Source organism: Mucilaginibacter pedocola (genome assembly GCF_002013915.1).
Classification (GTDB): Bacteria; Bacteroidota; Bacteroidia; order Sphingobacteriales; family Sphingobacteriaceae; genus Mucilaginibacter; species Mucilaginibacter pedocola.
In genome coordinates, this window is sequence record NZ_MBTF01000002.1 from 35,641 (window position 1) to 57,939 (window position 22,299).

Annotated in this window: 24 protein-coding genes; 14 read left to right on the plus strand and 10 right to left on the minus strand. The window is 46.3% G+C overall.

The features are described from left to right. Positions 1-57: 57 nt before the first annotated feature. Complete coding sequence (locus BC343_RS04455; RefSeq protein WP_078346537.1) at positions 58-756, plus strand: hypothetical protein; 699 nt, start codon at positions 58-60, stop codon at positions 754-756. Between the two features lie 105 nt (positions 757-861). Here BC343_RS04455 and BC343_RS04460 read toward each other — a convergent pair whose 3' ends face one another. After that, positions 862-1,335, minus strand: coding sequence for a DUF4920 domain-containing protein (locus BC343_RS04460; protein WP_078346538.1), 474 nt, complete (start codon positions 1,333-1,335; stop codon positions 862-864). Positions 1,336-1,402: 67 nt separating this feature from the next. Here BC343_RS04460 and BC343_RS04465 point away from each other — a divergent pair, with 67 nt between their 5' ends. The 4 genes from BC343_RS04465 to BC343_RS04480 are packed head-to-tail and all read left to right on the plus strand — an operon-like array spanning position 1,403 to position 5,233. Next, complete coding sequence (locus BC343_RS04465) at positions 1,403-2,026, plus strand: ribonuclease HII (RefSeq protein ID WP_238381698.1); 624 nt, start codon at positions 1,403-1,405, stop codon at positions 2,024-2,026. 36 nt (positions 2,027-2,062) lie between these two features. Next, positions 2,063-3,283 (plus strand): glycosyltransferase family 4 protein, encoded by a 1,221-nt coding sequence (locus BC343_RS04470; protein ID WP_162276815.1) that lies wholly within the window; start codon positions 2,063-2,065, stop codon positions 3,281-3,283. Between the two features lie 53 nt (positions 3,284-3,336). Beyond that, entirely contained in the window at positions 3,337-4,416 is a 1,080-nt protein-coding gene (gcvT, locus tag BC343_RS04475; RefSeq protein WP_078346540.1) for a glycine cleavage system aminomethyltransferase GcvT, read from the plus strand. Between the two features lie 52 nt (positions 4,417-4,468). Then, entirely contained in the window at positions 4,469-5,233 is a 765-nt protein-coding gene (locus BC343_RS04480; protein WP_078346541.1) for a 2-phosphosulfolactate phosphatase, read from the plus strand. Here the strand turns inward: BC343_RS04480 and BC343_RS04485 are convergent. The 5 genes from BC343_RS04485 to rsgA all read right to left on the minus strand — a co-directional run bounded on the left by BC343_RS04485 (position 5,230) and on the right by rsgA (position 8,703). Next, a complete protein-coding gene (locus BC343_RS04485) occupies positions 5,230-6,183 on the minus strand; it encodes a DUF4349 domain-containing protein (protein ID WP_078346542.1) in 954 nt (317 codons plus the stop codon). The two genes, BC343_RS04480 and BC343_RS04485, sit on opposite strands and share 4 nt — an antisense overlap. A gap of 114 nt (positions 6,184-6,297) precedes the next feature. Then, on the minus strand, positions 6,298-6,624 hold the full coding sequence (locus BC343_RS04490) for a nucleotide pyrophosphohydrolase (RefSeq protein WP_078346543.1): 327 nt from the start codon (positions 6,622-6,624) through the stop codon (positions 6,298-6,300). A 111-nt stretch (positions 6,625-6,735) separates the two neighbouring features. Next, complete coding sequence (locus BC343_RS04495) at positions 6,736-7,110, minus strand: GxxExxY protein (RefSeq protein ID WP_078346544.1); 375 nt, start codon at positions 7,108-7,110, stop codon at positions 6,736-6,738. Positions 7,111-7,224: 114 nt separating this feature from the next. Then, a complete protein-coding gene (dtd, locus tag BC343_RS04500) occupies positions 7,225-7,683 on the minus strand; it encodes a D-aminoacyl-tRNA deacylase (protein ID WP_078346545.1) in 459 nt (152 codons plus the stop codon). A 102-nt stretch (positions 7,684-7,785) separates the two neighbouring features. Next, positions 7,786-8,703, minus strand: a complete 918-nt coding sequence (gene rsgA, locus BC343_RS04505) for a ribosome small subunit-dependent GTPase A (RefSeq protein WP_078346546.1) — start codon at positions 8,701-8,703, stop codon at positions 7,786-7,788. Positions 8,704-8,950: 247 nt separating this feature from the next. Here rsgA and thrA point away from each other — a divergent pair, with 247 nt between their 5' ends. The 4 genes from thrA (at position 8,951) to BC343_RS04525 (ending at position 14,278) form a co-directional block, all read left to right on the plus strand. Then, complete coding sequence (thrA, locus tag BC343_RS04510; protein WP_078346547.1) at positions 8,951-11,401, plus strand: bifunctional aspartate kinase/homoserine dehydrogenase I; 2,451 nt, start codon at positions 8,951-8,953, stop codon at positions 11,399-11,401. Between the two features lie 87 nt (positions 11,402-11,488). Beyond that, positions 11,489-12,496: a homoserine kinase gene (locus tag BC343_RS04515; RefSeq protein ID WP_078346548.1), complete on the plus strand. Its 1,008-nt coding sequence runs from the start codon at positions 11,489-11,491 to the stop codon at positions 12,494-12,496. 91 nt (positions 12,497-12,587) lie between these two features. Next, positions 12,588-13,898 carry a threonine synthase gene (gene thrC / locus BC343_RS04520; RefSeq protein WP_078346549.1) on the plus strand — a complete coding sequence of 437 codons (1,311 nt, stop codon included), beginning with the start codon at positions 12,588-12,590 and terminating at the stop codon, positions 13,896-13,898. 2 nt (positions 13,899-13,900) lie between these two features. Further along, positions 13,901-14,278: a hypothetical protein gene (locus BC343_RS04525; protein WP_078346550.1), complete on the plus strand. Its 378-nt coding sequence runs from the start codon at positions 13,901-13,903 to the stop codon at positions 14,276-14,278. Between the two features lie 7 nt (positions 14,279-14,285). Here the strand turns inward: BC343_RS04525 and BC343_RS04530 are convergent, their stop codons facing one another. Both BC343_RS04530 and BC343_RS04535 read right to left on the minus strand, forming a co-directional pair. Next, on the minus strand, positions 14,286-14,588 hold the full coding sequence (locus BC343_RS04530; RefSeq protein ID WP_078346551.1) for a type II toxin-antitoxin system RelE/ParE family toxin: 303 nt from the start codon (positions 14,586-14,588) through the stop codon (positions 14,286-14,288). After that, the gene (locus BC343_RS04535; protein ID WP_078346552.1) at positions 14,576-14,758 is read right to left on the minus strand and encodes a hypothetical protein; all 183 of its coding nucleotides are present in this window, start codon (positions 14,756-14,758) and stop codon (positions 14,576-14,578) included. The genes BC343_RS04530 and BC343_RS04535 overlap by 13 nt, the downstream gene beginning before the upstream one ends. A gap of 73 nt (positions 14,759-14,831) precedes the next feature. Here BC343_RS04535 and BC343_RS04540 point away from each other — a divergent pair, with 73 nt between their 5' ends. Beyond that, positions 14,832-15,437 carry an HAD family hydrolase gene (locus tag BC343_RS04540; protein ID WP_078346553.1) on the plus strand — a complete coding sequence of 202 codons (606 nt, stop codon included), beginning with the start codon at positions 14,832-14,834 and terminating at the stop codon, positions 15,435-15,437. A gap of 263 nt (positions 15,438-15,700) precedes the next feature. Here BC343_RS04540 and BC343_RS04545 read toward each other — a convergent pair whose 3' ends face one another. Together BC343_RS04545 and BC343_RS04550 are read right to left on the minus strand one after the other, a co-directional pair. Next, positions 15,701-18,004: a TonB-dependent receptor gene (locus BC343_RS04545; RefSeq protein WP_078346554.1), complete on the minus strand. Its 2,304-nt coding sequence runs from the start codon at positions 18,002-18,004 to the stop codon at positions 15,701-15,703. A 64-nt stretch (positions 18,005-18,068) separates the two neighbouring features. After that, the gene (locus tag BC343_RS04550) at positions 18,069-18,404 is read right to left on the minus strand and encodes a hypothetical protein (protein WP_078346555.1); all 336 of its coding nucleotides are present in this window, start codon (positions 18,402-18,404) and stop codon (positions 18,069-18,071) included. 139 nt (positions 18,405-18,543) lie between these two features. Here BC343_RS04550 and BC343_RS04555 point away from each other — a divergent pair, with 139 nt between their 5' ends. The 4 genes from BC343_RS04555 (at position 18,544) to BC343_RS04570 (ending at position 22,275) form a co-directional block, all read left to right on the plus strand. Further along, positions 18,544-18,888, plus strand: coding sequence for a hypothetical protein (locus BC343_RS04555; RefSeq protein WP_078346556.1), 345 nt, complete (start codon positions 18,544-18,546; stop codon positions 18,886-18,888). 120 nt (positions 18,889-19,008) lie between these two features. Continuing rightward, positions 19,009-19,710 (plus strand): peptidylprolyl isomerase, encoded by a 702-nt coding sequence (locus BC343_RS04560; protein WP_078346557.1) that lies wholly within the window; start codon positions 19,009-19,011, stop codon positions 19,708-19,710. A 129-nt stretch (positions 19,711-19,839) separates the two neighbouring features. Continuing rightward, positions 19,840-20,607 (plus strand): exodeoxyribonuclease III, encoded by a 768-nt coding sequence (locus BC343_RS04565; protein ID WP_078346558.1) that lies wholly within the window; start codon positions 19,840-19,842, stop codon positions 20,605-20,607. Between the two features lie 45 nt (positions 20,608-20,652). Beyond that, complete coding sequence (locus tag BC343_RS04570) at positions 20,653-22,275, plus strand: M1 family metallopeptidase (protein ID WP_078346559.1); 1,623 nt, start codon at positions 20,653-20,655, stop codon at positions 22,273-22,275. Positions 22,276-22,299: the final 24 nt, after the last annotated feature.

The window sequence follows — 22,299 nt, forward strand, 5'->3', positions numbered from 1 at the left end:
GTTGTTTATTGCATGCCATTAATGCAATAAACGAAGGTTTAATTTAGTTATATCGTATTGAAACTGAACGTTAAGAACGCCACCCCTTCGGCGTATAATTTAAACAATGTTGATGCTGACGAGATCAGCGATGTGTTAGTTAAGATAGAAAAGTCGTTCGATATTGCTTTTTGCGACGACGACCTGAAAGAGGCAAAAACCTTCGGCGCCCTGTGCGACGTAGTGGTTGCCAAAGTAAAACAAACACATGCCGACAGCTGCACTACGCAGCAGGCCTTCTACAAATTGCGCAGCGCTATAAACGCCCGTAATCCGGATGAAAAATACCTGGTAAAGCCACAAACTAAGCTTTGCGACCTTTTCCCGCGCGATAACCGTATAGAGGTTGTAGCTGATATAGAAGCAGAGATGGGTTTTCATATGAACCTGTTGCAACCAAAACCCTGGATAGTGTGGACATTCGGTTTACTATTGGTGGCATCTATCGCCCTGTTTTGGGTAAATAGTACCATAGCTACATTGGCCTTAATTGTTTCTATTGCAGGCTTAAGGCTTGCCGGCCGCTTTGGTAAAGAACTAAAAGTTAAAACAGTTGGCGATCTGGCCGAAAAAATTGCCCGCGAGCACTATCTTAAATGCCGTCGCGACGCATCGAGCGTTAACCGCGCCGAAGTAGTGCAAAAGGTAAAAGACCTTTTTGCCCGCGATCTGGCCCTCGAGCCATCTGCTTTAACTAAAGAAGCAAGGTTTGCGTAAGTAAACAAAGAATTAAATAAATATTCTATAGCGATGGGTTTCAAACCCATCGCTTTTTTTTGAATCGACTTTTCTGCAAACTGACAACTGCCTACTGCAAACCGGTTACTTATCCACCATTAATCCTCTCACCTCAAAGGCCAGCCGCTGTTTTGGGTTCGCATTTACCATATGTTGTTTCTTGCCAACAACCGTATCGCCGGCAAAATGCTGCATATCATCGGCAATAAATTGCTTTTGAGCCACGCCTTCTATAATAACCACCCGGCCGCGAAGAGCTTTGGGTAAACTGATATTGTAATTCTTAAAATGGGCGGCAATAACTTTCCCTTTGCCGCCGTCTATTTCGAACCAGCCGCCTTTGCTTTTGGTTACGCGTATAATTTTGCCACGTATGGCTGTGGTGACACGTGTTTTTTTGGCCATAGACGGCTCGAGCTGTTCTGCAGCTATGGGGCCGATATCATTTGGTTTGATACCGAACACCGTACCATGCGGCAGCGGAGGCGGCGTTTGGGCAAAGCCTGCAAATATGAACAAGCTCATCCATAAAATAATTATACCCTTTAGTATACGCATAGTAAATTAACATCCGTTGTAAGCCTTAGTTTGTACAATTAAGGCGGATCAATGATATTTGTAACCATTGAAAAAGAAACAGGATATAAAACGGGTATTGCTATCCCGTTACCAACACGAATTTATTGAGGCAGGTTGCGATGAAGCCGGCCGTGGCTGCCTTGCGGGCCCGGTATTTGCCGCGGCGGTAATATTGCCCAATGATTTCGAACATAAACTACTCAACGATTCTAAGCAGCTATCGGAAGAGGTACGGTATGAGCTAAGGGCCGAGATAGAACAACGTGCCATTGCCCATGCGGTAGCCTGGTGCGATAACCACGAGATAGACCAGATCAATATCCTCAATGCTTCTTTCCTGGCCATGCACCGTGCTATTGCCAAACTGCATCTGGAGCCGCAGTTTCTCATCATCGATGGTAACCGATTTAACAAATACGGCACTACGCCACACGCCTGTATCATTGAGGGCGACGGTAAATACTTCAGCATTGCGGCGGCATCTATATTGGCCAAAACCTACCGCGACGATTACATGAAGCAAATTGCCGCCGAGCACCCCGAATACAACTGGCACAGCAATAAAGGTTACCCCACAACTGGCCACCGTAAAACCGTGCTTGAGCTGGGGCATACGCCATACCATCGTAAAACTTTCCGCATTACCGATCCGCAGTTGAGTATTTTTTAGCGTGCCAATTGCTAAACCGTAGGGCGTTTGATAACTTTGAGCGAACCAATTACCGTAGCTTTGAGGATACTGATATTAACCCACCGCGTGCCATTCCCGCAGAATGGCGGGTACCCAATTGTGGTAGGCAATACCATAAAGGGGCTAATTGCGCAGGGGCATCAGGTATCGCTCATCAGCATCAACGTAAAAAACCAATCCGACAAAGTACACGAGCCCGATGCCCTGCTTAGCAAAATAAGCTATACCGAATATGCTATTGATACCCGCCTAACGGCTGTGGAATTTGTAAGCAACTTGTTCACCAAAAACCCTTATAATATTGATAAGTATTACAATGCCGGATTCGAGAAGCTGTTAGTGCAAAATCTGAAAGATAACGCCTACGACATCATTCAACTGGAGGGTTTATTTGTGGCGCCTTACCTTGACGCTATCCGCAAAAGCACCCGAGCCAAAGTAATTTACCGTGCACACAATATTGAGCATTTAGTTTGGAAGCGGCTTGCCCGCCAAAAAGGCGACCCTGTTAAAAAATGGTACCTTAACCAATTGGCCCGCCGTGTAAAACGTTACGAGTTGGAAATGCTGGCGCAATTTGATGGCATAGTTGCTTTTACCCCGCAAGATGAGGATGCTATCCGCTCGTATGGCATCAGCCTGCCTGTGCAGGTACTACCCATCGGGATTGACCTGGCGATGTACCGCCCCGTAACGGAAAAGACAGAACCCACCAGCCTTTTCTTTTTAGGATCGTTAGATTGGCTGCCCAACCGCGAGGGGATAGAATGGTTTTTAGACAACTTCCATAAAGAGATCGTCGACGGCGAGCTAAAAGTGAAGTTCTACTTAGCCGGAAACGCCATCCCTGAAGATTTTGACGAGTATGAAGTGCCCGGCAAAGTATTTATACAGGGCGAGGTGGATGATGCGCTGGAATTTGTGAACAGCAAATCGGTAATGATTGTTCCTATGCTTACCGGCGGCGGTATGCGCGTGAAAATAGTAGAGGGCATGGCGATGCAGAAGTGCATTATATCTACCGCCTTAGGGGCAGAGGGCATCAACTTTGCCGATGGTAAAAATATTATGATCGCTAATGACGCCGACGAGTTTTACCATGCCATAACCCGTTGCATGGCCGATGAAGAACATTGCCGCACTATTGGCCGTAATGCCCGGCTGCTGGTTGAGCAGCAGCACGATGTACAGGCCGTAACGCAAGGGTTGCTAAGCTTTTACGCCACCATCATCTAAACAGCGGCTTTTACAGCTATTTTAGTACTTTTGCTGCGCGACAAACAACGATCATGAAAAACACCGCACTAACACAAGTACACACCCAATTGGGTGCTAAAATGGTTCCTTTTGCCGGCTACAACATGCCGGTACAATATACAGGCGTAAATGCCGAACACGAAACCGTACGCAAAGGCGTGGGCGTGTTCGATGTAAGCCACATGGGCGAATTTATTTTGAAAGGCGAGAACGCCCTGGCCCTGATACAAAAAGTTACCAGCAACGATGCTTCTAAACTATACGATGGCAAAGTGCAATACTCTTGCCTGCCAAACCAGGATGGCGGCATTGTTGATGACCTGCTGGTTTACCGTATTGACGAGAAAACCTACATGCTGGTAGTAAATGCCTCTAACATTGAGAAAGACTGGAACTGGATATCAAAATTCAATACCGACGGTGTAGAGATGAAAGATATCAGCGACCGTACTTCGCTGCTGGCCATCCAAGGCCCTAAAGCTGCGGATGCCCTGCAAAGCCTAACCGATATCGACCTGGCTTCGATGGAATACTATACTTTCAAAAAAGGCACTTTCGCGGGCATCAATAACGTGGTAGTATCAGCAACCGGTTATACCGGTGCAGGTGGTTTTGAGATATACTTTGATAACGAGCACGCCGAATTTATTTGGGATGAAGTATTTAAAGCCGGCGAGCCCTTCGGCATAAAGCCTATTGGCCTGGCAGCGCGCGATACCCTGCGTTTAGAGATGGGTTTCTGCCTGTACGGTAACGATATAGACGATACCACGTCGCCATTGGAAGCCGGACTGGGCTGGGTAACCAAATTCAGCAAGGAGTTTACTAACTCAGAGGCATTACAGGCACAAAAAGCAGCCGGCGTTAGCCAAAAACTGGTAGGTTTTGAAATGATAGACCGCGGTATCCCCCGCCACGATTACGCCATTGTAGATGCCGATGGCAACAACATAGGCCGCGTAACATCGGGCACACAATCGCCATCGCTGCAAAAAGCAATAGGCTTGGGTTACGTGAAGAATGAATTCGCTAAAGAAGGCTCGGAAATTTTCATCCTCATCCGCGATAACAAGATAAAAGCCAAGGTGGTAAAACCGCCGTTTTATAAATAGCCTGCATAGCTCAGGCCCCTAACCCCCTGAAGGGGGAACAGAATTTGAAATAATGACTGACCAAAATAAAACTTCTGCTCCCCCTTCAGGGGGTCGGGGGGCCGGGTTTGCACTCGACGTTTGCCTCTCCCCCGCGCTTATCCCGCTATATAAAGTATCCGGCTACATCGTAGTGGTGATCGATATTTTCCGCGCAACATCTTCTATCTGCTACGGTATCGAAAATGGCGCGGAAGCCATTATCCCGGTATCGGAAGTAGAAGAATGTGCCGCTTACCGCGAAAAGGGCTTAGACTACCTTTTAGCGGCCGAACGTAACGGCGAAGTGGTTGAAGGCTTTGATTTTGGTAACTCTCCATTCTCTTACACCGCCGAAAAAGTAGCGGGGAAAACCGTTGTGCTTACTACTACCAATGGCACGCACGCCCTGCATCTATCTCGAAGCGCAAAGCGTATTGTTATTGGCTCGTTCCTTAACCTTACATCGCTTTGCAACTGGCTAAAAACGCAGAACGAAAACATACTGCTGGTATGTGCAGGCTGGAAAAACAACTTCAACCTGGAAGATACCTTATTCGCGGGTGCGGTTATCGAACAGCTAAAAGGCGAAGGTTACATACTGGACGACCCGTCTATCGCCGCTAATGATCTCTTTCAGTTAGGCAAAAGCGATATCCCCCAATACCTCAGCAAAACATCGCACGGCGAACGCTTGAAAAAACTGGGTATTGAAAAAGATATCGCTTTTTGTTTACAGGTGGATCTGACTACCGCCATACCGGTTCTTGATGGCGAGAAGCTGGTGAAGTTGGCTTAGGCGGCTTTAGCCAATTTGCGGCGTTTGCGCCAGCGTTTTATAAACAGGTACAGCGCAAATATCACGATCAAATACGGCCATAACGATAGGATACCGAAGAACAGCTCTTGCAGCAGACTTAACCCGCTTTCCAGTGCCTTCATTATTTTATAGCCGAAACCTACGCTCGTTTCTACCTGCGAGGGGCGCTCGGTGTAAAACTTAATGGTCAACGAGCTGTAGGCAACCTGTTTGTTCAGGTAATTTAGCTGCCCTTGATTTGATTCTATATCGGCCCTTATGCCGGCAAGCTTGTTCTCAATCTCCAGCATTTCTGATATTTTGGAAGCTCGCTTTAAGAGTTCGAGGTAGCGTTTCTCCAATACAAGCTTATTGTCTAACCGGGTTTTGGTATCGATATACTCGGTGGTTACATCACGTATGCTGATATTTTTGCTATCTATCTTTGTTGCGGTAGAGGATACCGAGCCCAGGAAAGTATCGAAATTAGCAGCCGGAATTTTAATATCCAGTTGGTATTCCTTTCTACCATAAGAGCCATCGTCGGTCTCCTGGTCCGACTGGATGTAGCCTTTTAATTTTTTCAAAGAGGCGATGATCTGCTGCCGGGTGGCTTTCACATCGGCTGTCTCGAAGCTGATATCACCTTCTTTAATTATTTTTTGAGCAACGTCCCCTTTCTGAGTCTTCCGGGTGTTTATTTCACTCTCATCTACTTTAACGTCGGCATCTGCCTCGCTGTCTCCCACAAACTCGGGTTGAGTTTCAACGCTCGTGTAAATTTCGTCGTCATTTTTTTCGGCTGGTGGTGCCATTGACACGTCCATGACCTTGGGTTTTTCAGCTGTAACATCGCCTATGGTTACCGAGTGTATCTTGTCGTCGCCCTTGTTTTTGCAGCTGGCGGAAACCAACAGTACTGTAGTAAAAAACAAAAAATAAGCTTTCATAATAATGTGGTTTAGTTTATCAATAAACGTTAAAACCCATTATTATATTGCGCCGATTTTTAATTTAACCAAATTATATTTTGATAATTTATTTTAAAGAGTATAAAATACCTCCTATTTCAATTTTTCATTATTTTTATGCCGTTCGGCATCGCGGATGTTCTTCTTCTCCATGTTCTTCTCCAAGGCATCAGTAAGGTCTATTCCGGTTTGGTTAGCCAGGCATATCAGCACAAAAAGCACATCGGCCATTTCGTCGGCCAGGTTAACTTCTTTATCCAATTTTTTAAAGGATTGTTCGCCGTATTGCCTCGCCATTATACGGGCCACTTCGCCCACTTCTTCCATCAGCATGGCAGTATTGGTAAGTTCATTAAAATAACGAACACCGGTGGTTTTTATCCAGTTATCAACGAGGGTTTGGGCTTCTTTAATAGTCATGCTTTTTTTGAGTGAACACGAATGAACTCGAACGACGCGAATTTCACGAATTAATTTGCAAACTCATTAAATTAAATAAGAGGAAATTATGCCAATTACATGCTTGGCTGATCAGATAATTACACGCTGATATTCAACAGAAGGCGCTCCAAAATTAATAACAATACCAAGGCGTAGTCCGGAAGCCTTCAAGTAGTTCAAAGTCTGCTTTAAATATGGCTCACCAATATAATCAGCTGCTTTTATTTCGAGAACAATACTATCGAATACGACGAAATCGGCTACAAAACAGTGTTTTAACTTCTGCTCTTTATAGTAAATATCATATGATTTCTCCCTTTGGAATGGAATACCTATGCGACTAAATTCGACTTCCAAAGCATCTTTATAAACCACTTCTTTAAAACCATGGCCCAAAGCTTTGTGAACTTCGAAACAAGCCCCGATGATTTTGTAAGACTCAGACTTAAATAAGATATCGGCCATTAAATTCGTGCCTGTTAATAATTCGTAAGTTAATCCTAATTAAAATACCTCCTAAAAATAATTCGTGAAATTCGTTCTATTCGAGCTCATTCGTGTTCACTCAAAAACGATGCGCTAATGATTATCCTTATCCTTCGTATCCATCACAATAGTCACCGGCCCATCATTCAATAGGTTTATTTTCATATCTGCACCGAAAATACCGGTGGCAATTTTTTTACCCAATAGGGCCTCCAACGCCAATATCATTTCTTCATACAAGGGGATAGCCTTATCCGGCCGGGCGGCGCGGATGAACGACGGGCGATTACCCTTTTTGGTTTGCGCGAACAGGGTGAACTGTGAGATAAGCAGGATGTTGCCATCCACATCGCCAAGGGCTTTGTTCATCAACCCATTCTCGTCGCCAAATACACGCATGTTGGCAATTTTGGGGGCAAGCCAATTAACGTCTTCAGAGGTATCGGCATCTTCCACACCTAATAAAACCAAAAAGCCAAGCCCAATTTCGCCGGTAATGTTGCCATCAACCGTGCAGCTTGCCTGTGTAACGCGTTGTAATACCGCTCGCATAATTTTAGAATCAAGAGTCAAGATCCGAGAATCAAGACCCGGTTTGTAACTAATATTTATTTTTTGTCTTGGTTCTTGACTCTTATATCTTGAGTCTGCAGCCTACGCCCTCGTATCGTTGCCGTTATAAATACTCAGGTAGCTATCATAACGCGACAAGGCTATTCCCTCGTTCTCAACAGCCTCTAATACTGCACAACCGGGCTCGTTTATGTGGCGGCAATTGTTAAAGCGGCACTGGTTCATGCGCTCGCGCATTTCGGGGAAAAAGTGGCCCAGCTCCTGTTTTTCTATGTCGATAACGCCAAGTTCGCGTATGCCGGGAGTATCGATAAGGTAGCCCCCCTGCGGCAATTCGAACATTTCGGCAAAGGTTGTTGTGTGCATGCCTTTATCGCTCCAGTCGGATATTTGGTGGGTGCGCAATTCCAGGTCGGGCAGCAGGCGGTTTATCAAACTTGATTTACCCACGCCCGAGTGCCCCGAGAACAAGGTCACTTTATCTTTTATCAGCTCCTGGATGCTATCGATATGCGTACCCTCTTTTGCCGATACCGAATAACAAGGGTAACCTATATTTTGGTAAATAGCCTGGTATTCGGCCAGTATCTCCAGCCCTTCATCGCTAAACAGGTCGAGTTTATTGAATATTAAAACTGCCGGTACATCGTAGGCTTCGGCGGTAACCAAAAAGCGGTCGATAAAGCCAAGAGAGGTGCGTGGCGAGGCAAGCGTAACTACCAAAACCGCAAGATCCAGGTTGGCGGCTATGATCTGCGCCTGTTTGCTCAGGTTAACGGCCTTGCGGATGATGTAGTTTTTGCGGGGCCTAAGGGTGGTAATTACGCCGGTTCCTTGCTCGGGCTCCATTTCAAAGTCAACCACATCGCCAACAGCTAAGGGGTTGGTTGTAGTGATTCCCTTGATACGGAATTTCCCTTTTATACGGCAATCCACAACACTGTCCGCGGTTTTCACCTGGTACCAACTCCCCGTCGATTTTATTACAAGTCCCTGCATTAGGGGCGAAGTTAGGAAAGATATACAGGCAATTAAAAATAATTCGCCCTTCCATTTGTTTATTCAAAAATAATCTACTTACTTTACCGACATTATATATGACAGTTACTAACACCATCATTACCACCATTATTACCACCGGGATACAACTTGGAGGAAGATAATCGTATGGTGTAAAACATAAAGACAAACCAAATGAAAGCCTTCCTCCGCAAAGAGGAAGGCTTTTTTATTTTTTAATGCAATAATGAAAGTACTAAAATTCGGAGGCACATCGGTAGGGTCGGTAAACAGTATCAAAACCCTGCTTGACATTTTAAAGCAAGAGAACCAAAACGGCAGCAAGCCCGTAGTCGTATTATCGGCCATGAGCGGTATTACCAACCTGCTTATTGCCATGGCAGAAGGTGCCGCGGCAGGCAAAGAGTTTACGGCGGAACTGGCCGAACTGGAACGCCGCCACTTTGAAGTGGTGAAAGCATTGCTGGAGATTCAAAACCAAAACCCTGCCTACACCCGCCTTAAGATCCACTTTAACCAACTGGAAGAATTGCTGCAAGGTGTGCTTACCTTAAAGGAGCTTACCGCCAAAACCCGCGATACCATTGTGAGCTACGGCGAACGCTGCTCGGCATTAATGGTGAGCAAAATTGCGGCGCAGCACTTCCCGGAAGCGATGTTTGTGGATGCCTCCGAACTGATAAAAACCGACAGCACTTTCGGCAACGCCCGTGTAAACATGGAGCTTACCGATATGCTGATCCAAAATTTCTATCGCGAGCATAGCGATAAACTGCTTATTGTAACCGGCTTTATAGCGGGCAACGATGCAGGCCAAATAACCACCCTTGGCCGTGGCGGAAGCGATTATACGGCAGCCATCTTCGGCGCGGCGCTGAATGCTGAAGAGATACAAATATGGACCGACGTGAACGGCATGATGACCGCCGACCCGCGTATGGTTAAAAAAGCTTTCTCGCTGGAGGAGCTTACCTACACCGAAGCCATGGAGCTTTCGTACTTCGGTGCCAAGGTAATTTATCCGCCAACCATGATACCGGCATTTTTGAAAAAGATACCTATCGTAATCAAAAACACTTTCGAGCCGGAGTTTGCGGGTACCGTTATCCGTCACGATTGCGGACCATCTAACCTGCCTATCAAAGGTATATCATCCATCAACAATATCAGTATCCTGAGCTTAGAGGGTAGCGGTATGGTTGGTAAATCGGGCTTTAGCGGCCGTTTGTTCTCGTTGTTGGCGCGCGAGCAGATCAATATTATCCTCATCACTCAGTCATCATCAGAACACAGCATAACCTTCGCGGTGCAACCCACCGATGTAGGCAAGGCACAAATGCTGATAGAGCAAGAATTTGAACTGGAGCTTTTGGCCAACAAACTGGAGCCATTAGTGGTAGAAAAAGGCCAGGCCATATTAGCCATAGTGGGCGAAAACATGAAACAAACGCCTGGCGTGAGCGGTAAATTGTTCCACGCGCTGGGCCGTAACGGTATCAACGTAAGGGCTATTGCACAAGGTTCGTCGGAGTACAATATCTCGGTGATCATCTCGGCTAACGATTTGGCCAAAGCCTTGAATGCTGTGCACGACGCCTTCTTCATCGAGCTTACCAAAACGCTGCATGCCTTCTGTTTGGGTACCGGTAATATCGGCAAAACACTGTTTAAGCAATTGGCCGCCAATGCCGATTTTCTGCAGAACAACAACGGCATACAGGTTAAGGTTGCTGGCATAAGCAACACCCGCAAAATGGTTTTCAATAGCGATGGTTTATCGCTTGATACATGGGAAGACGACCTGCAACAGTCGATGACGGAAGCCGACCTGCAGGGCTTTATAGACAAAATGAAAGAAATGAACCTGCCCAACTGCGTGTTTATTGATAATACTGCCAGCCCTAAACCTATCGGCTTTTACGAGCAGGTTTTCAAGGCGAACGTATCGGTAGTTACCTGCAACAAAATTGGCAATTCGGCAGATTACGCGCAGTACAAAACCTTCCGCGATACGGCACGCACACACGGGGTAGATTTCTTTTACGAAACCAACGTTGGTGCCGGCCTGCCTATCATCCGCACGCTAAAGGATCTGATGAGCAGCGGCGACAGGGTGCAACGCATAGAGGCTATACTATCAGGCACTATCTCTTACATCTTTAATTACTTTAAGGGCGATGTAAGCTTCCACGATGTAGTGAAAGACGCCCAGGATAAAGGCTATACCGAACCCGACCCGCGCGATGACCTGAGTGGTAAAGACTTTATGCGCAAGATGTTGATACTCGCCCGCGATGCCGGTTACCAAATGGAGGCCAGCGACGTGCAGATAGATGCCATACTGCCGCAAAGCTGCCTTGAAGCACAAACCGTTGAGGATTTTTATGCTGCATTAAAGGCGGAAGATGCTTTCTTTGCAAACCTGAAAGCAACGGCAGAAAAAGACAAAAAAGTATTGCGCTACATTGGCAAACTGGAAGATGGAAAAGCATCTATCACCCTGCAAATGGTTGATGAGAACCACCCCTTCTACATGCTTAGCGGCAGCGATAACATTATCTCTTTCACTACCGACAGGTACAAGGAGCGCCCACTGGTAGTAAAAGGTCCCGGTGCCGGTGCCGAAGTGACCGCGGCCGGTGTTTATGCCGATTTGATAAATGTGGGGGCCAATTAAGAGCTCAGGCCCCCTAACCCCCTGAAGGGGGAATAGGAGTTTAGCCCCCCAGCCCCCTTAAGGGGGAGTAAAATTTGAATAATTATTATGGAAATTAATATAGAAGAAGCAAAAAAAAAACCAAGCCTTTCAGAAGCTCCCCCTTTAGGGGGCGGGGGGGGCCTGGAGTCAATTTCGGTTTTTGCGCCGGCGACGGTTGCCAATGTGGTATGCGGTTTTGATGTACTGGGCTTTGCCGTAAACGAACCGGGCGATGAAGTAATTATGCGCCGCACTAATAAGCCGGGCATCACCATCAGCAAAATTACCGGCGACGATGGCCGACTGCCGCTTAACCCGACCAAAAACACTGTGAGTGTAAGCGTGCAGCATTACCTGCAAAGCGTTGGCCGTACCGATATTGGTTTAGATATCGAACTGCACAAAAAAATGCCTATCGGTAGTGGCTTGGGTTCAAGCTCGGCCAGTACCGTAGCTGGACTGTTCGCCATAAAAACTTTATTGGGCGATACTACAGATGCTGCCAACCTGTTACCCTTTGCCATGAAGGGTGAAGAAATGGCCTGCGGCCATGGCCACGCTGATAACGTTGCTCCGGCATTGCTTGGTGGCTTTGTGCTGATACGCAGCTACGAGCCGTTGGATGTTGTGCGTTTGCCGCACCCGGCAGGTTTATGGTGCGCCATTGTTTTCCCCGATGTTGATGTGCCCACCCGCGAGGCCAGGCAGATCATCCGCACCAAAATACAAATGAAGGATGCGGTTACCCAGTGGGGTAATATTGCCGGACTGGTAAGCGGCCTGTTCATGCAGGACATTGACCTGATAGGCCGCAGTATGCAGGATGTGTTGGTAGAACCTGTTCGTAGCATGCTGATCCCCGATTTTTATGTAATGCGCCAAATGGCCATGGATATGGGAGCCGTAAGTTTCGGTATTTCAGGCTCGGGGCCATCGGTTTTTGCCTTTACAAAAGATGAAGAGACCGCACGCCGCATTACGCAGAAACTACAGCAACACTTAACTAATATAAAAATAGGCTCTAACGGCTACGTATCAACTATAAACGATGCAGGGCCGAGAGTGATAGGGTAGATTATATTGGGGATCCCGGATTTGTGAATTCGGATTCCAAAATATCGCGCCCAATAATTCCGAAATCGAAAATCCGAACTCCGAGATCAAAATGAAATTCTACAGTACTAATAACCCCGAATTAAGGGTTGGCTTTAAAGAAGCGGTTTTTAACAGCATGCCGCAGGATAAAGGGCTTTACATGCCCGTTGAGATACCGCACCTGGGCGATAAATTCATCCATAACCTGGATCAGTACACTCTGCCCGAAATTGCCTTCCATGTAGCGAAGAATTTATTGGGCGATGATATCCCGGCCGAAGACCTGAAAGCGCTGATAAAAGATGCTATCAATTTTTACGCCCCGGTTGTAAAACTGGAAGAGAACGTGAATGTACTGGAGCTTTTCCACGGCCCCTCGTTAGCCTTTAAAGATTTTGGGGCACGCTTCATGAGCCGTGTAATGAGCTACTTTTTAGAGGATGGCGAAAAACAACTGGATGTATTGGTAGCAACATCGGGCGATACCGGCGGTGCCGTTGCGCTTGGCTTTTTAGGCGTACCGAATACCCGCGTTACCATCCTTTACCCTAAAGGCAAAGTAAGCGATATACAGGAATTACAGTTGACCACCAACGGCCAAAACATCCGCGCGTTGGAAATTGACGGTACTTTTGATGATTGCCAGGCTTTGGTGAAACAAGCCTTTACCGATGCTGAACTGAATGCCAAATTCCGTTTAACCTCGGCGAACTCTATCAATATCGCCCGTCTCATCCCGCAAACCTTCTACTATTTTAACGCTTATGCGCAGTTGCTGAAACGCGGTACAAGCAAAGTAATTTTTGCGGTGCCAAGCGGCAACTTCGGTAACATTGGCGCAGGCTTGCTTGCCTGGAAAATGGGCTTGCCCGTGGAGCATTTCATTGCCGCTACCAACGCAAACGATACCGTTCCGGAGTATTTGAAAACCGGCATTTATCAACCAAAACCATCGGTGGCAACTTTATCGAATGCTATGGACGTAGGCAACCCAAGCAACTGGGTACGTATTGCCGACCTGTTCAAAGAAGATCCTGCAGAGCTGAACGCGCTTATTGAAGGCTACACCTACAACGACGAGGATACCCTTGCAGCCATACAAGAGATATTCGACAGCTATAAATATGTGGCCTGCCCGCATACTGCCATTGCCTGGAAAGCCTTGAAAGCCTACCAGCAGGAACACCCTGCCGCAGATACCGCCGGTGTATTTTTATCAACCGCGCACCCATGCAAATTCCCGGATGTGTTTACCGAGCCGATAGCACAGGAAATAGCCGTACCCGAGCAGGTGAAAGAATTAGAAGAAAAAGAGAGCCAGGCAGTAAGTTTAGGCACCGGTTTTGACGAATTTAAAAGATATTTGCTGGAAAATAGTTAAGCATGAGCAATAGCCGTTTCAAGTGGTTCTTTATAGTCATAGCGTTTATCGCCCTGGGCGTAAGCGGTTGTAAAAACAAACAGCCCTTTACACCCAAGGGCTGGAACGACGGCGACGGCATGGATTACCCCAAACGCTACATGATGGTTGACGACCTGCTGGCGACGCACAAGCTAAAAGGCATGACCTATAAGCAGGTAGTGCAATTGCTTAAATACCCTCAACGTAACAGCTTTACCGACCGCAGCTTTTATTACGACATCACCCGCAAAATGAATGGCGGCGATACGGCGTATTTCAAAGGTTTGTTGTTTAAACTGAATGCCGATTCGATAGTGACGGAGGTCAAGGTTTTTGAGAAAGAAGGGAAGAAGAAATAACGGTGGGCTATTTTAAGTTTGGATTGTTCCTCAGCAGCATTTTGCTGTGATGAACGGAGATTATGTCAATTTTTGACTCGGAAACAATGCGATAAATGATTCGGTAGCTTCCTTGCTGTATTTCCCTTAGCAAAGGGTTCTGCTTCTCTGGTACTATTTTCCCTCGTAACGGGTGTTTATCCAGGACTTTTACAGCCTCAAAAAATCTTGATGCTTGAATTTTTGCATAGTACTCCGAGTCACGAGCGATATATTCAGCAATGCTGTTAACATCTTTGATAGCTCGCCTTGTCCAATTTATTTTAACCATTTAGCTAATTGCTCTTTAGCTTCTTCTGTAGAAAAGGTCTCTCCATTTTCAGACTCAGCCAGCCCGGCATCTATTTTCTCTAAAAATAACAGCCTGTCAATTATTTCGTCCAAGCTAAATTCTTCAGGTAGATCGTAAATTGTTTTTAATGCATCCTCTCTTGTTAACATAGCTTATAAATTTATTTAAATATAGTAAACGGCTATCTTAATTAAAAGTGTTTATTTAGCTTCAAATATTACCATGATTAACACCATCATATTCGACCTCGGGGCAGTACTTATCGACTGGAACCCCGATTATATGTACCGCAGCCTTTTTGCTGATGAACAGGAAATGCGCCACTTCCTGACAAATGTTGCTACAAGCGACTGGAACGAAGAGCAGGATGCCGGGCGCTCGCTGCAGGAAGGTACTGACTGGCTTATTGCCAAACACCCCGAGCACGAGGCGAACATTCGTGCATTTTACGGGCGATGGATAGAGATGCTGGGCGATGCTTTTGAGGGAACCGTGGAGGTTTTTAAAGAACTTAAAGAAAGCGGCAAATACAAAATATACGCGCTCACCAATTGGTCGGCAGAAACGTTCCCTATGGCGCAACAAAAATTTGAGTTTTTGAGCTGGTTCGATGGCACTGTGGTATCGGGTACCGAAAAAATGCGCAAGCCCACACCGGCGTTCTATCAGATATTGTTAGACAGGTATAATGTAGTACCCGAAGAATCGCTGTTTATCGACGACAATTACCGCAATATCCTCGCGGCAGAAAAAATGGGCATAAATTGTATACATTTTACTTCTCCGGAGAAATTGAGAGGGGAGTTAACAACGCTTGGTTTATTATAGTCACTCTTTAACCACAGAGAACACAGAGAAGAACCACAGAGATTCACAGAGCTTTGCAAAATCATTATCAAGTATTCATAAAAGAGTGTCGGCTTTCTTCTTTGCGGCTTGGCGTCTTTGCGCGATAGATATAACGACTAAAACAACTCTGTGAACCTCTGCGTAAAACTCCGCGTCCTCTGCGGTTAAAAATAACGTCAATAATAGCAAAGCCCCATGGATATTACTCCACGGGGCTTTTGCTTATCTAATTGTTGTTTTGGCTATTTATTAGTACCGAACGGCAGGTAAAAACCGAAGGTGATATTACGTCCCGGATTCCAAACACCGAAGGTTGGGTCTTCCTGGCTGTAGCGGCCGGGCCTTAAGCGGCTAAGGGCATCGTAGTAGCGTTTGTTGGTTAAGTTATTGCCCGATACATAAACTTTAAGCGGCTGCGCACCCAGTTTAAATGTTGCACCTATACCGGCGTTCACTAACGTATAGGCAGCAGTTGGTGTTTCGAAGGTGGCATCTACGCGGCTTTGTTTAAAGTAATTGTCGATGCCTGCTGAGATATAAAAATCGTGCACGCCTTTTACTTTTGGCTCAAAACGCAGGGAGTTATGCAATACACCCGCAGGTATCAGCGGCAGCGGCCTGTCGAACGAGCGGTTTTGTGCGCGGGTGTAGCTAAAGGTATTCTCGAAGTGCAGGAACGATACCGGGTGCAGGGTTAAGTTACCTTCAAAACCATACAGGTTAGCATTTACCTGCCCGTAGCGGTACACATCAAAGCTTCGCGGCAGGCCGGTACTTTCTTCGGTTACAGTTATCTGTTCGTTATTGTTGTTTGATGCGTAGATGTAGTTGTGTATATAGTTCTCGTAAATGCCGAAGCTACCGGTAACAAATCCCGAACCGTACTCTAAAGTTGCATCCGCCTGGTAGCTGCGCTCGGGTGATAGGTTTCCGCTGCCTACTTCGTAACGGTTGGTTCCCTCGTGTACACCGTTAGAACCTAACTCGGCAGGGTTTGGTGCGCGGAAGGCGGAACCCGCATTAGCTTTAAAGCTCAACACATCGTTAAAAATATGGGTATAACCCAAAGCACCGCTCACGTTCGAGAATTTGTTATCGAAGCCTGTGAATACTTCCTCGCCATCTAAGGTGAGTTGTTTGCCTTTGTTTTGAATGTAATCGAACCTTAAGCCTGCGCTAAAAGTATTTTGGTCCCAGGTCTTTTTCACATAACCGAATGCACCGGTGCTGTATTCATCATAAGCAGGCACTAATACTTCTTCGCCTTTGTTTACGCTATGCCCCAGGCTTGCGCTGATACCGAATACCGGGCGCCAGCCATTAAAATCGTGCAGGTAATATTTAGCATCCAACGAGTAGGTGTTCAGGTCGAAGAACAACGATGGGTCGGGGCTGTTCTCCAATTCGCGGCGCTGGTTCTTTTGAAAACCAAGGTCGAGTTTCAATGAATTGCTGCCCATAATAAAGTTGTTATTCAGCGCCAGTTTATAATGGCGTATATCCTGCCTTGGGTAATCTAATGTACGGCTGGTAGAGTTGCTGTACAGCTCGTCGCCCGGCTCTGCATCAAAAAAGCCGATGTTGTTTTTGTAGTAAGAGAAGTTTAAGTGCGAATAACCCCAGGCTTTATTTACGCCCAGCATACCGTTAAAGTCGGTTTGGTTAAAGCCACTATTGATAAGATAGCCGTCCGGTGTTTTAAAGCCATGTGCATTTTGGTAAGTACCGCGCCCGCGCCATACAAAGCCATTTTCGTTACCGGCAAGCATCAACGATGTATTGGTAAGCCCGCTGTTGGTAGAGTAGCTGCTCAGCACTTCGCCTTTTATATTGCCTTCGGCGGGAGATGCCGGGTCTATAATGTTAATAACACCACCCAAGGCATCCGAGCCATACATTAACGATGCCGCGCCGCGCAATACTTCTACGCGTTCGGCCTGGTTTTGGTCTATCTCTATACCGTGCTCGTCGCCAAATTGCTGGCCTTGTTGTTTCACGCCATCGCTCAGCGTAACCACACGGTTGTAGCTTAAACCGCGGATAACCGGTTTAGAAATGGCTTGGCTGGTGGTTATCTGGCTAACACCGGGTGCCACGCGTGTTAGTGCGTCGATAAGGTTGGTAGCGCCGCTTTGCAGCTGGTCTTTTGTAACTACTGTTGCCGATGTACTATTGTTGCGGCTGCTGGCGGTAATAGGAGTACCGGTTATTACCACCTCATGCTGCTCAACCACACTGGCTTGCATTGCAAAAACCAAAGGGGTAGTAGAAGCAAAATCAATAGTTTGGGTAATGGTTTTGTAGCTAAGGTATTGCACCTGCACCACATAGCGCCCTTTAGTAGGCACCGAGCGGAAGGTAAATTCGCCATTGGCGTTAGTAGCAACAGATACATGCAGTTCGGGGATGCTTACCACGGCACCAATTAGGGTCTCGTTAGTTTTGGCATCAATAACTTTACCTTTAATGGTATTAAAATCGGCAGCGCTGGCCGTAAATTGTATAAACAGGAGTAAAAAGCAGCTGATAATGAGCTTTAGTTTCATAATAAAAATCTTAAAAAAATACGGTAAAATGCCACGTAAAGCGGCGTTGGATAAGAATAGCTTATTATGAAGCCAAAGGAGGTGCGCGCCCTGCTGCCAGGATGAGGGCAATGCTGGTAAAGTTATATACCGGCGATATAAAGTGGGCTTCGGTAGTAACCAAAGTATGCATATAAGCCACCTCGCCGGTTACGTCCATTGCTGCATGGTGCATGCTGTCGCACACCTCGCACTTTTCTTTTACAATAGTGTGGGCCGCTTTTTGGCAATCGTGGTTTTTTACCGAGGCGTGGATGTTTTTTACCTGGTTATGCTGGTGGGCATATACCATATACTGGCCGGTAACAAAGCTTAGCAGCAATGCCCAGGCGCAAACGATATGGTAAATATTTTTTTTCACAGCAATACAGTATGCTATTAGCAATTTTGTGCAAAGCTAAATAATAATATGTTAACGCAGCGTTCGGCACGTAACAATATTGTTAATTGGACACAATGATGGCAATTTTAAACACGGCATACTGCTTATATTTGCCGTTATGAAACCCGCCGAAATAAACCAAAAGTTCGCCGAATTACAGGATAAAATAGCCACCGACTTTGATAACGAAAAGCCCGACCTTAAAGTACTGCTATTTTTAATTGGCGTGCAGGAGCTGGGTAAAGGCCCCCGCAAATTCAGCAAACGGCAAAAGGAAGAACTGATGCACATAGCAAATTGCAAGCTGTTTAGCCAAATGGGCTTTTACGAATTGGAAGGGCAGGACCAGGACGGCTGGCCGCACTGGAAACTGGTGAAACCCATCCCAAATTACACTTTGCTGGAGCAGGAGATGCTCATCAAATCGTTAATAGTTACCTACTTTGAGGAGAACGGGTATTAGTTTTTTAAAGTTGAAAAAGTTGGAGCGGTTGGAAGACAACCGGCAACATCTTATCTTTAACGTACGGTACAATTAAACAGCTTCGCAACTTTTATAACATCTCCAACCTTTACAACCTACATGAAGAAACTCTATATTTTAACATTCCTGCTTTTTGTGGCTTGCATTGGCTTCGCCAAACCGCCTAAAAACCAATACGTTCGCATCCGTACCAGCTATGGCGATTGTATTATCAGGCTGTATAACGAGACACCTATGCATCGCGATAACTTTGTAAAACTCACCAAACAAGGCTTTTATAACGGCACGCTGTTCCATCGGGTAATACAGAACTTTATGATACAGGGCGGCGACCCCGATTCTCGCGATACCACTAAAGCCAAACCCGGTGCCGAACTGGGCAATGGCGATGTGAAGTACACCATACCCGCAGAGTTTAGGGATAGCCTGTTCCACAAGCGGGGGGTATTGGCGGCAGCGCGGGACGATAACCCCAAAAAGGCTTCGAGCGGTTGCCAATTCTACATTGTAGAGGGCAAGCGCTTTACACCCGGCAGGTTAGATACGTTGGAAAACACACGCCTTAAGGGCCGCAAAATACCCGCTTGGCAACGCGATATTTACACCACCGTTGGCGGCGCACCGCACCTCGACCAAAACTATACCGTATATGGCGAAGTGGTTACAGGCATTGACATGGTAGACCGCATAGCCGCCGTTAAAAAAGACGAACGCGACCGCCCAACTACCAATGTACCCATGACGGTGGAAGTGCTCAGCAAAAGCGAGTGTAAACAGTTAGATAAAATACTGGGTATATAGGCTAAGCCCCCCAGCCTCCGCTGGTGAGCGGAGGAGCTTTTGATTAGCAATAAGGATTTGAATATTTAATAACACGCCTTCGGCTTCTGTTCCCCCTTCAGGGGGGTAGGGGGCTTGAGCTACAGGACTATGAAAATCATCACCTATAACGTAAACGGCATTCGTTCTGCCATTAATAAAAACTGGCTGGCCTGGCTGCAGGCTACCGATGCCGATGTGGTGTGCCTGCAGGAAATAAAGGCAACACCCGATGTGCTTACCGACCTTGGCCTTGTTGATGCCATGGGTTACCAGCACTACTGGTTCCCGGCAGAAAAAAAGGGTTATAGCGGCACTGCAATTTTTACCAAGATGTTGCCCAAACACGTAGAATACGGCTGCGGCATTGCTGATTTTGACAAGGAAGGCCGCTGCATTCGTGTAGATTTTGAAGAGGTATCGGTAATGAGCGTTTACTTCCCGTCTGGCTCCAGTGGCGACGAGCGTCAGGTATTCAAATACCGTTTCCTGGATGAGTTCGGTAAATACCTAACCCTGCTAAAAGTAGAGCACCCGAACCTGGTAGTGTGTGGTGATTATAACATTTGCCACAAAGCCATTGATATCCACAACCCAAAATCAAACGCCAACTCATCAGGCTTTTTGCCCGAAGAACGCGAATGGATGGAGAACTTTATCGAATCGGGCTTTATAGATACTTTCCGCCATGTAAACAAAGAGCCGCACAATTACACCTGGTGGAGTTTCCGCGCCGGGGCACGCGGCAAGAATTTGGGCTGGCGTATAGATTATGCAATGGCAAGTAAAGAGCTGGAGGGCAACATTAAACGCGCTGCCATATTGCCCGAAGCAAAACACTCGGACCATTGCCCGGTATTGTTGGAGTTGGAGTTTTAAGCCCCCTAACCCCCTGAAGGGGGAACAAAATATTAAATTTAGCTTATGCAATTATCAAAGTATTACGTTTCGGCCCTATTGCTCATCGCGGGTTTATCCGCCAATGCCCAACAGCTTGGTTCAACTATCGATGTTCAGCATTACAGGTTCGCCCTGCAACTGAATGATGCCGATAACAATATTAAAGGCAACGCCACGGTGACGGCCAAATTTCTGCAGGCTGCCAATACTTTCAGCCTCGATCTGAAAAAAAAGAATGCCGATGGAAAAGGAATGGTGGTGTCATCTGTAACGGAATTAGGAAAAGCCCTGAAATTTACACAGGATAGCAACCGCCTTATCATCACCGCAAAAGCCAAAGCGGGTAGCCTGCACAGCTATGTCATCAAATACAGTGGCGTACCCACCGATGGGCTTATCATATCTACCAATAACTATGGGCACCGAACTTTTTTTGGCGATAACTGGCCAAACCGCGCCCACAACTGGCTGCCTTGTGCAGACCATCCGTCGGATAAAGCTACCGTTGATTTTATTGTTACAGCTCCCGCCCATTACGGCGTTATTGCCAATGGGGCTAAGGTGAAAGAGCAAACACTTCCCGGCAAACTGAAGTTGACACACTGGAGCGAAAAAGCCCCAATATCCACCAAAGTAATGGTAATAGGCGCTGCCGATTTTGCTATAGACCATACCGGCGACGTTAACGGCATCCCGGTTTATGCTTATGTGTTTCCGGAGGATAAGGATACCGGCTTTAAAAGCTATACCTATGCCAAAGAGATATTGCCTTACTTCATTAAAAACGTTGGGGCTTTTGCCTACGAGAAATTGGCCAATGTGCAATCGAAAACCATATTCGGCGGTATGGAGAATGCCAGCTGTATTTTTTATTTCGAAGAATCGGTAAAGAGCAAAACCGTTGAAGAGCTGATGGCACACGAGATAGCCCACCAATGGTTCGGCGATGCCGCCAGCGAAAAAAGCTGGCCAAACCTCTGGCTAAGTGAAGGTTTTGCTACCTACATGACCAACCTGTACATCGAAAGTAAATACGGAGCTGAGAAACTAAAAGAACGACTGGACATAGACCGCAGACAAATAATCGATTTTGAGAAAAAGCGGTTTACTCCGGTTGTAGACACTGCTGTGAAAGATAATTATATGCAATTACTCAATACCAATAGTTATCAAAAAGGTGGTTGGGTACTGCATATGCTTCGCCGCAAACTGGGGGATGAATTGTTTTGGAAAGGTATCCGCAGCTATTACGCGCTATATAAAAACAAAAATGCCGATACCGACGACTTACGACGTGCCATGGAGCAAGCAAGCGGTGTAGATCTGAAACAGTTTTTTAAGCAATGGCTATACACAGCTGGCATACCGACTCTAATTATAAAGCAAACGCTTTTTAAAGACAGCAATAAGCTAACTATACAGGTAATTCAAACACAGAAGAGCCTGTTCCAATTTCCGTTAGAATTTAAGGTAGGGGACAAAGTATTGCGAAAGGATATTAAAGACTATAGCACCGTTATAGAGCTCGAATCATCAGATGCTGCGGCCATGGAACCCAATAGCAACCTGTTAGCAGATTTCGTTGATATGTCGATAGGAACAGTTGGGCAAGCTAATGGCGGCAGCTCTCAAAAATCTGGTCGTTAGATAAACAAAAAAGCCTCCAAATCC

Excerpts from the sequence above, each read along its gene's own strand:
- BC343_RS04530 (WP_078346551.1), bottom strand. The coding sequence starts at position 14,588 with ATGGTTAAAATAAATTGGACAAGGCGAGCTATCAAAGATGTTAACAGC.
- BC343_RS04565 (WP_078346558.1), top strand. The coding sequence starts at position 19,840 with ATGAAAATCATCACCTATAACGTAAACGGCATTCGTTCTGCCATTAAT.
- thrA (WP_078346547.1), top strand. The coding sequence starts at position 8,951 with ATGAAAGTACTAAAATTCGGAGGCACATCGGTAGGGTCGGTAAACAGT.
- BC343_RS04460 (WP_078346538.1), bottom strand. The coding sequence starts at position 1,335 with ATGCGTATACTAAAGGGTATAATTATTTTATGGATGAGCTTGTTCATA.
- BC343_RS04525 (WP_078346550.1), top strand. The coding sequence starts at position 13,901 with ATGAGCAATAGCCGTTTCAAGTGGTTCTTTATAGTCATAGCGTTTATC.
- BC343_RS04495 (WP_078346544.1), bottom strand. The coding sequence starts at position 7,110 with ATGGCCGATATCTTATTTAAGTCTGAGTCTTACAAAATCATCGGGGCT.
- BC343_RS04480 (WP_078346541.1), top strand. The coding sequence starts at position 4,469 with ATGACTGACCAAAATAAAACTTCTGCTCCCCCTTCAGGGGGTCGGGGG.
- dtd (WP_078346545.1), bottom strand. The coding sequence starts at position 7,683 with ATGCGAGCGGTATTACAACGCGTTACACAGGCAAGCTGCACGGTTGAT.
- BC343_RS04515 (WP_078346548.1), top strand. The coding sequence starts at position 11,489 with ATGGAAATTAATATAGAAGAAGCAAAAAAAAAACCAAGCCTTTCAGAA.
- BC343_RS04560 (WP_078346557.1), top strand. The coding sequence starts at position 19,009 with ATGAAGAAACTCTATATTTTAACATTCCTGCTTTTTGTGGCTTGCATT.
- BC343_RS04490 (WP_078346543.1), bottom strand. The coding sequence starts at position 6,624 with ATGACTATTAAAGAAGCCCAAACCCTCGTTGATAACTGGATAAAAACC.
- gcvT (WP_078346540.1), top strand. The coding sequence starts at position 3,337 with ATGAAAAACACCGCACTAACACAAGTACACACCCAATTGGGTGCTAAA.
- BC343_RS04545 (WP_078346554.1), bottom strand. The coding sequence starts at position 18,004 with ATGAAACTAAAGCTCATTATCAGCTGCTTTTTACTCCTGTTTATACAA.
- thrC (WP_078346549.1), top strand. The coding sequence starts at position 12,588 with ATGAAATTCTACAGTACTAATAACCCCGAATTAAGGGTTGGCTTTAAA.
- BC343_RS04535 (WP_078346552.1), bottom strand. The coding sequence starts at position 14,758 with ATGTTAACAAGAGAGGATGCATTAAAAACAATTTACGATCTACCTGAA.
- BC343_RS04555 (WP_078346556.1), top strand. The coding sequence starts at position 18,544 with ATGAAACCCGCCGAAATAAACCAAAAGTTCGCCGAATTACAGGATAAA.
- BC343_RS04540 (WP_078346553.1), top strand. The coding sequence starts at position 14,832 with ATGATTAACACCATCATATTCGACCTCGGGGCAGTACTTATCGACTGG.
- BC343_RS04570 (WP_078346559.1), top strand. The coding sequence starts at position 20,653 with ATGCAATTATCAAAGTATTACGTTTCGGCCCTATTGCTCATCGCGGGT.
- BC343_RS04485 (WP_078346542.1), bottom strand. The coding sequence starts at position 6,183 with ATGAAAGCTTATTTTTTGTTTTTTACTACAGTACTGTTGGTTTCCGCC.
- rsgA (WP_078346546.1), bottom strand. The coding sequence starts at position 8,703 with ATGCAGGGACTTGTAATAAAATCGACGGGGAGTTGGTACCAGGTGAAA.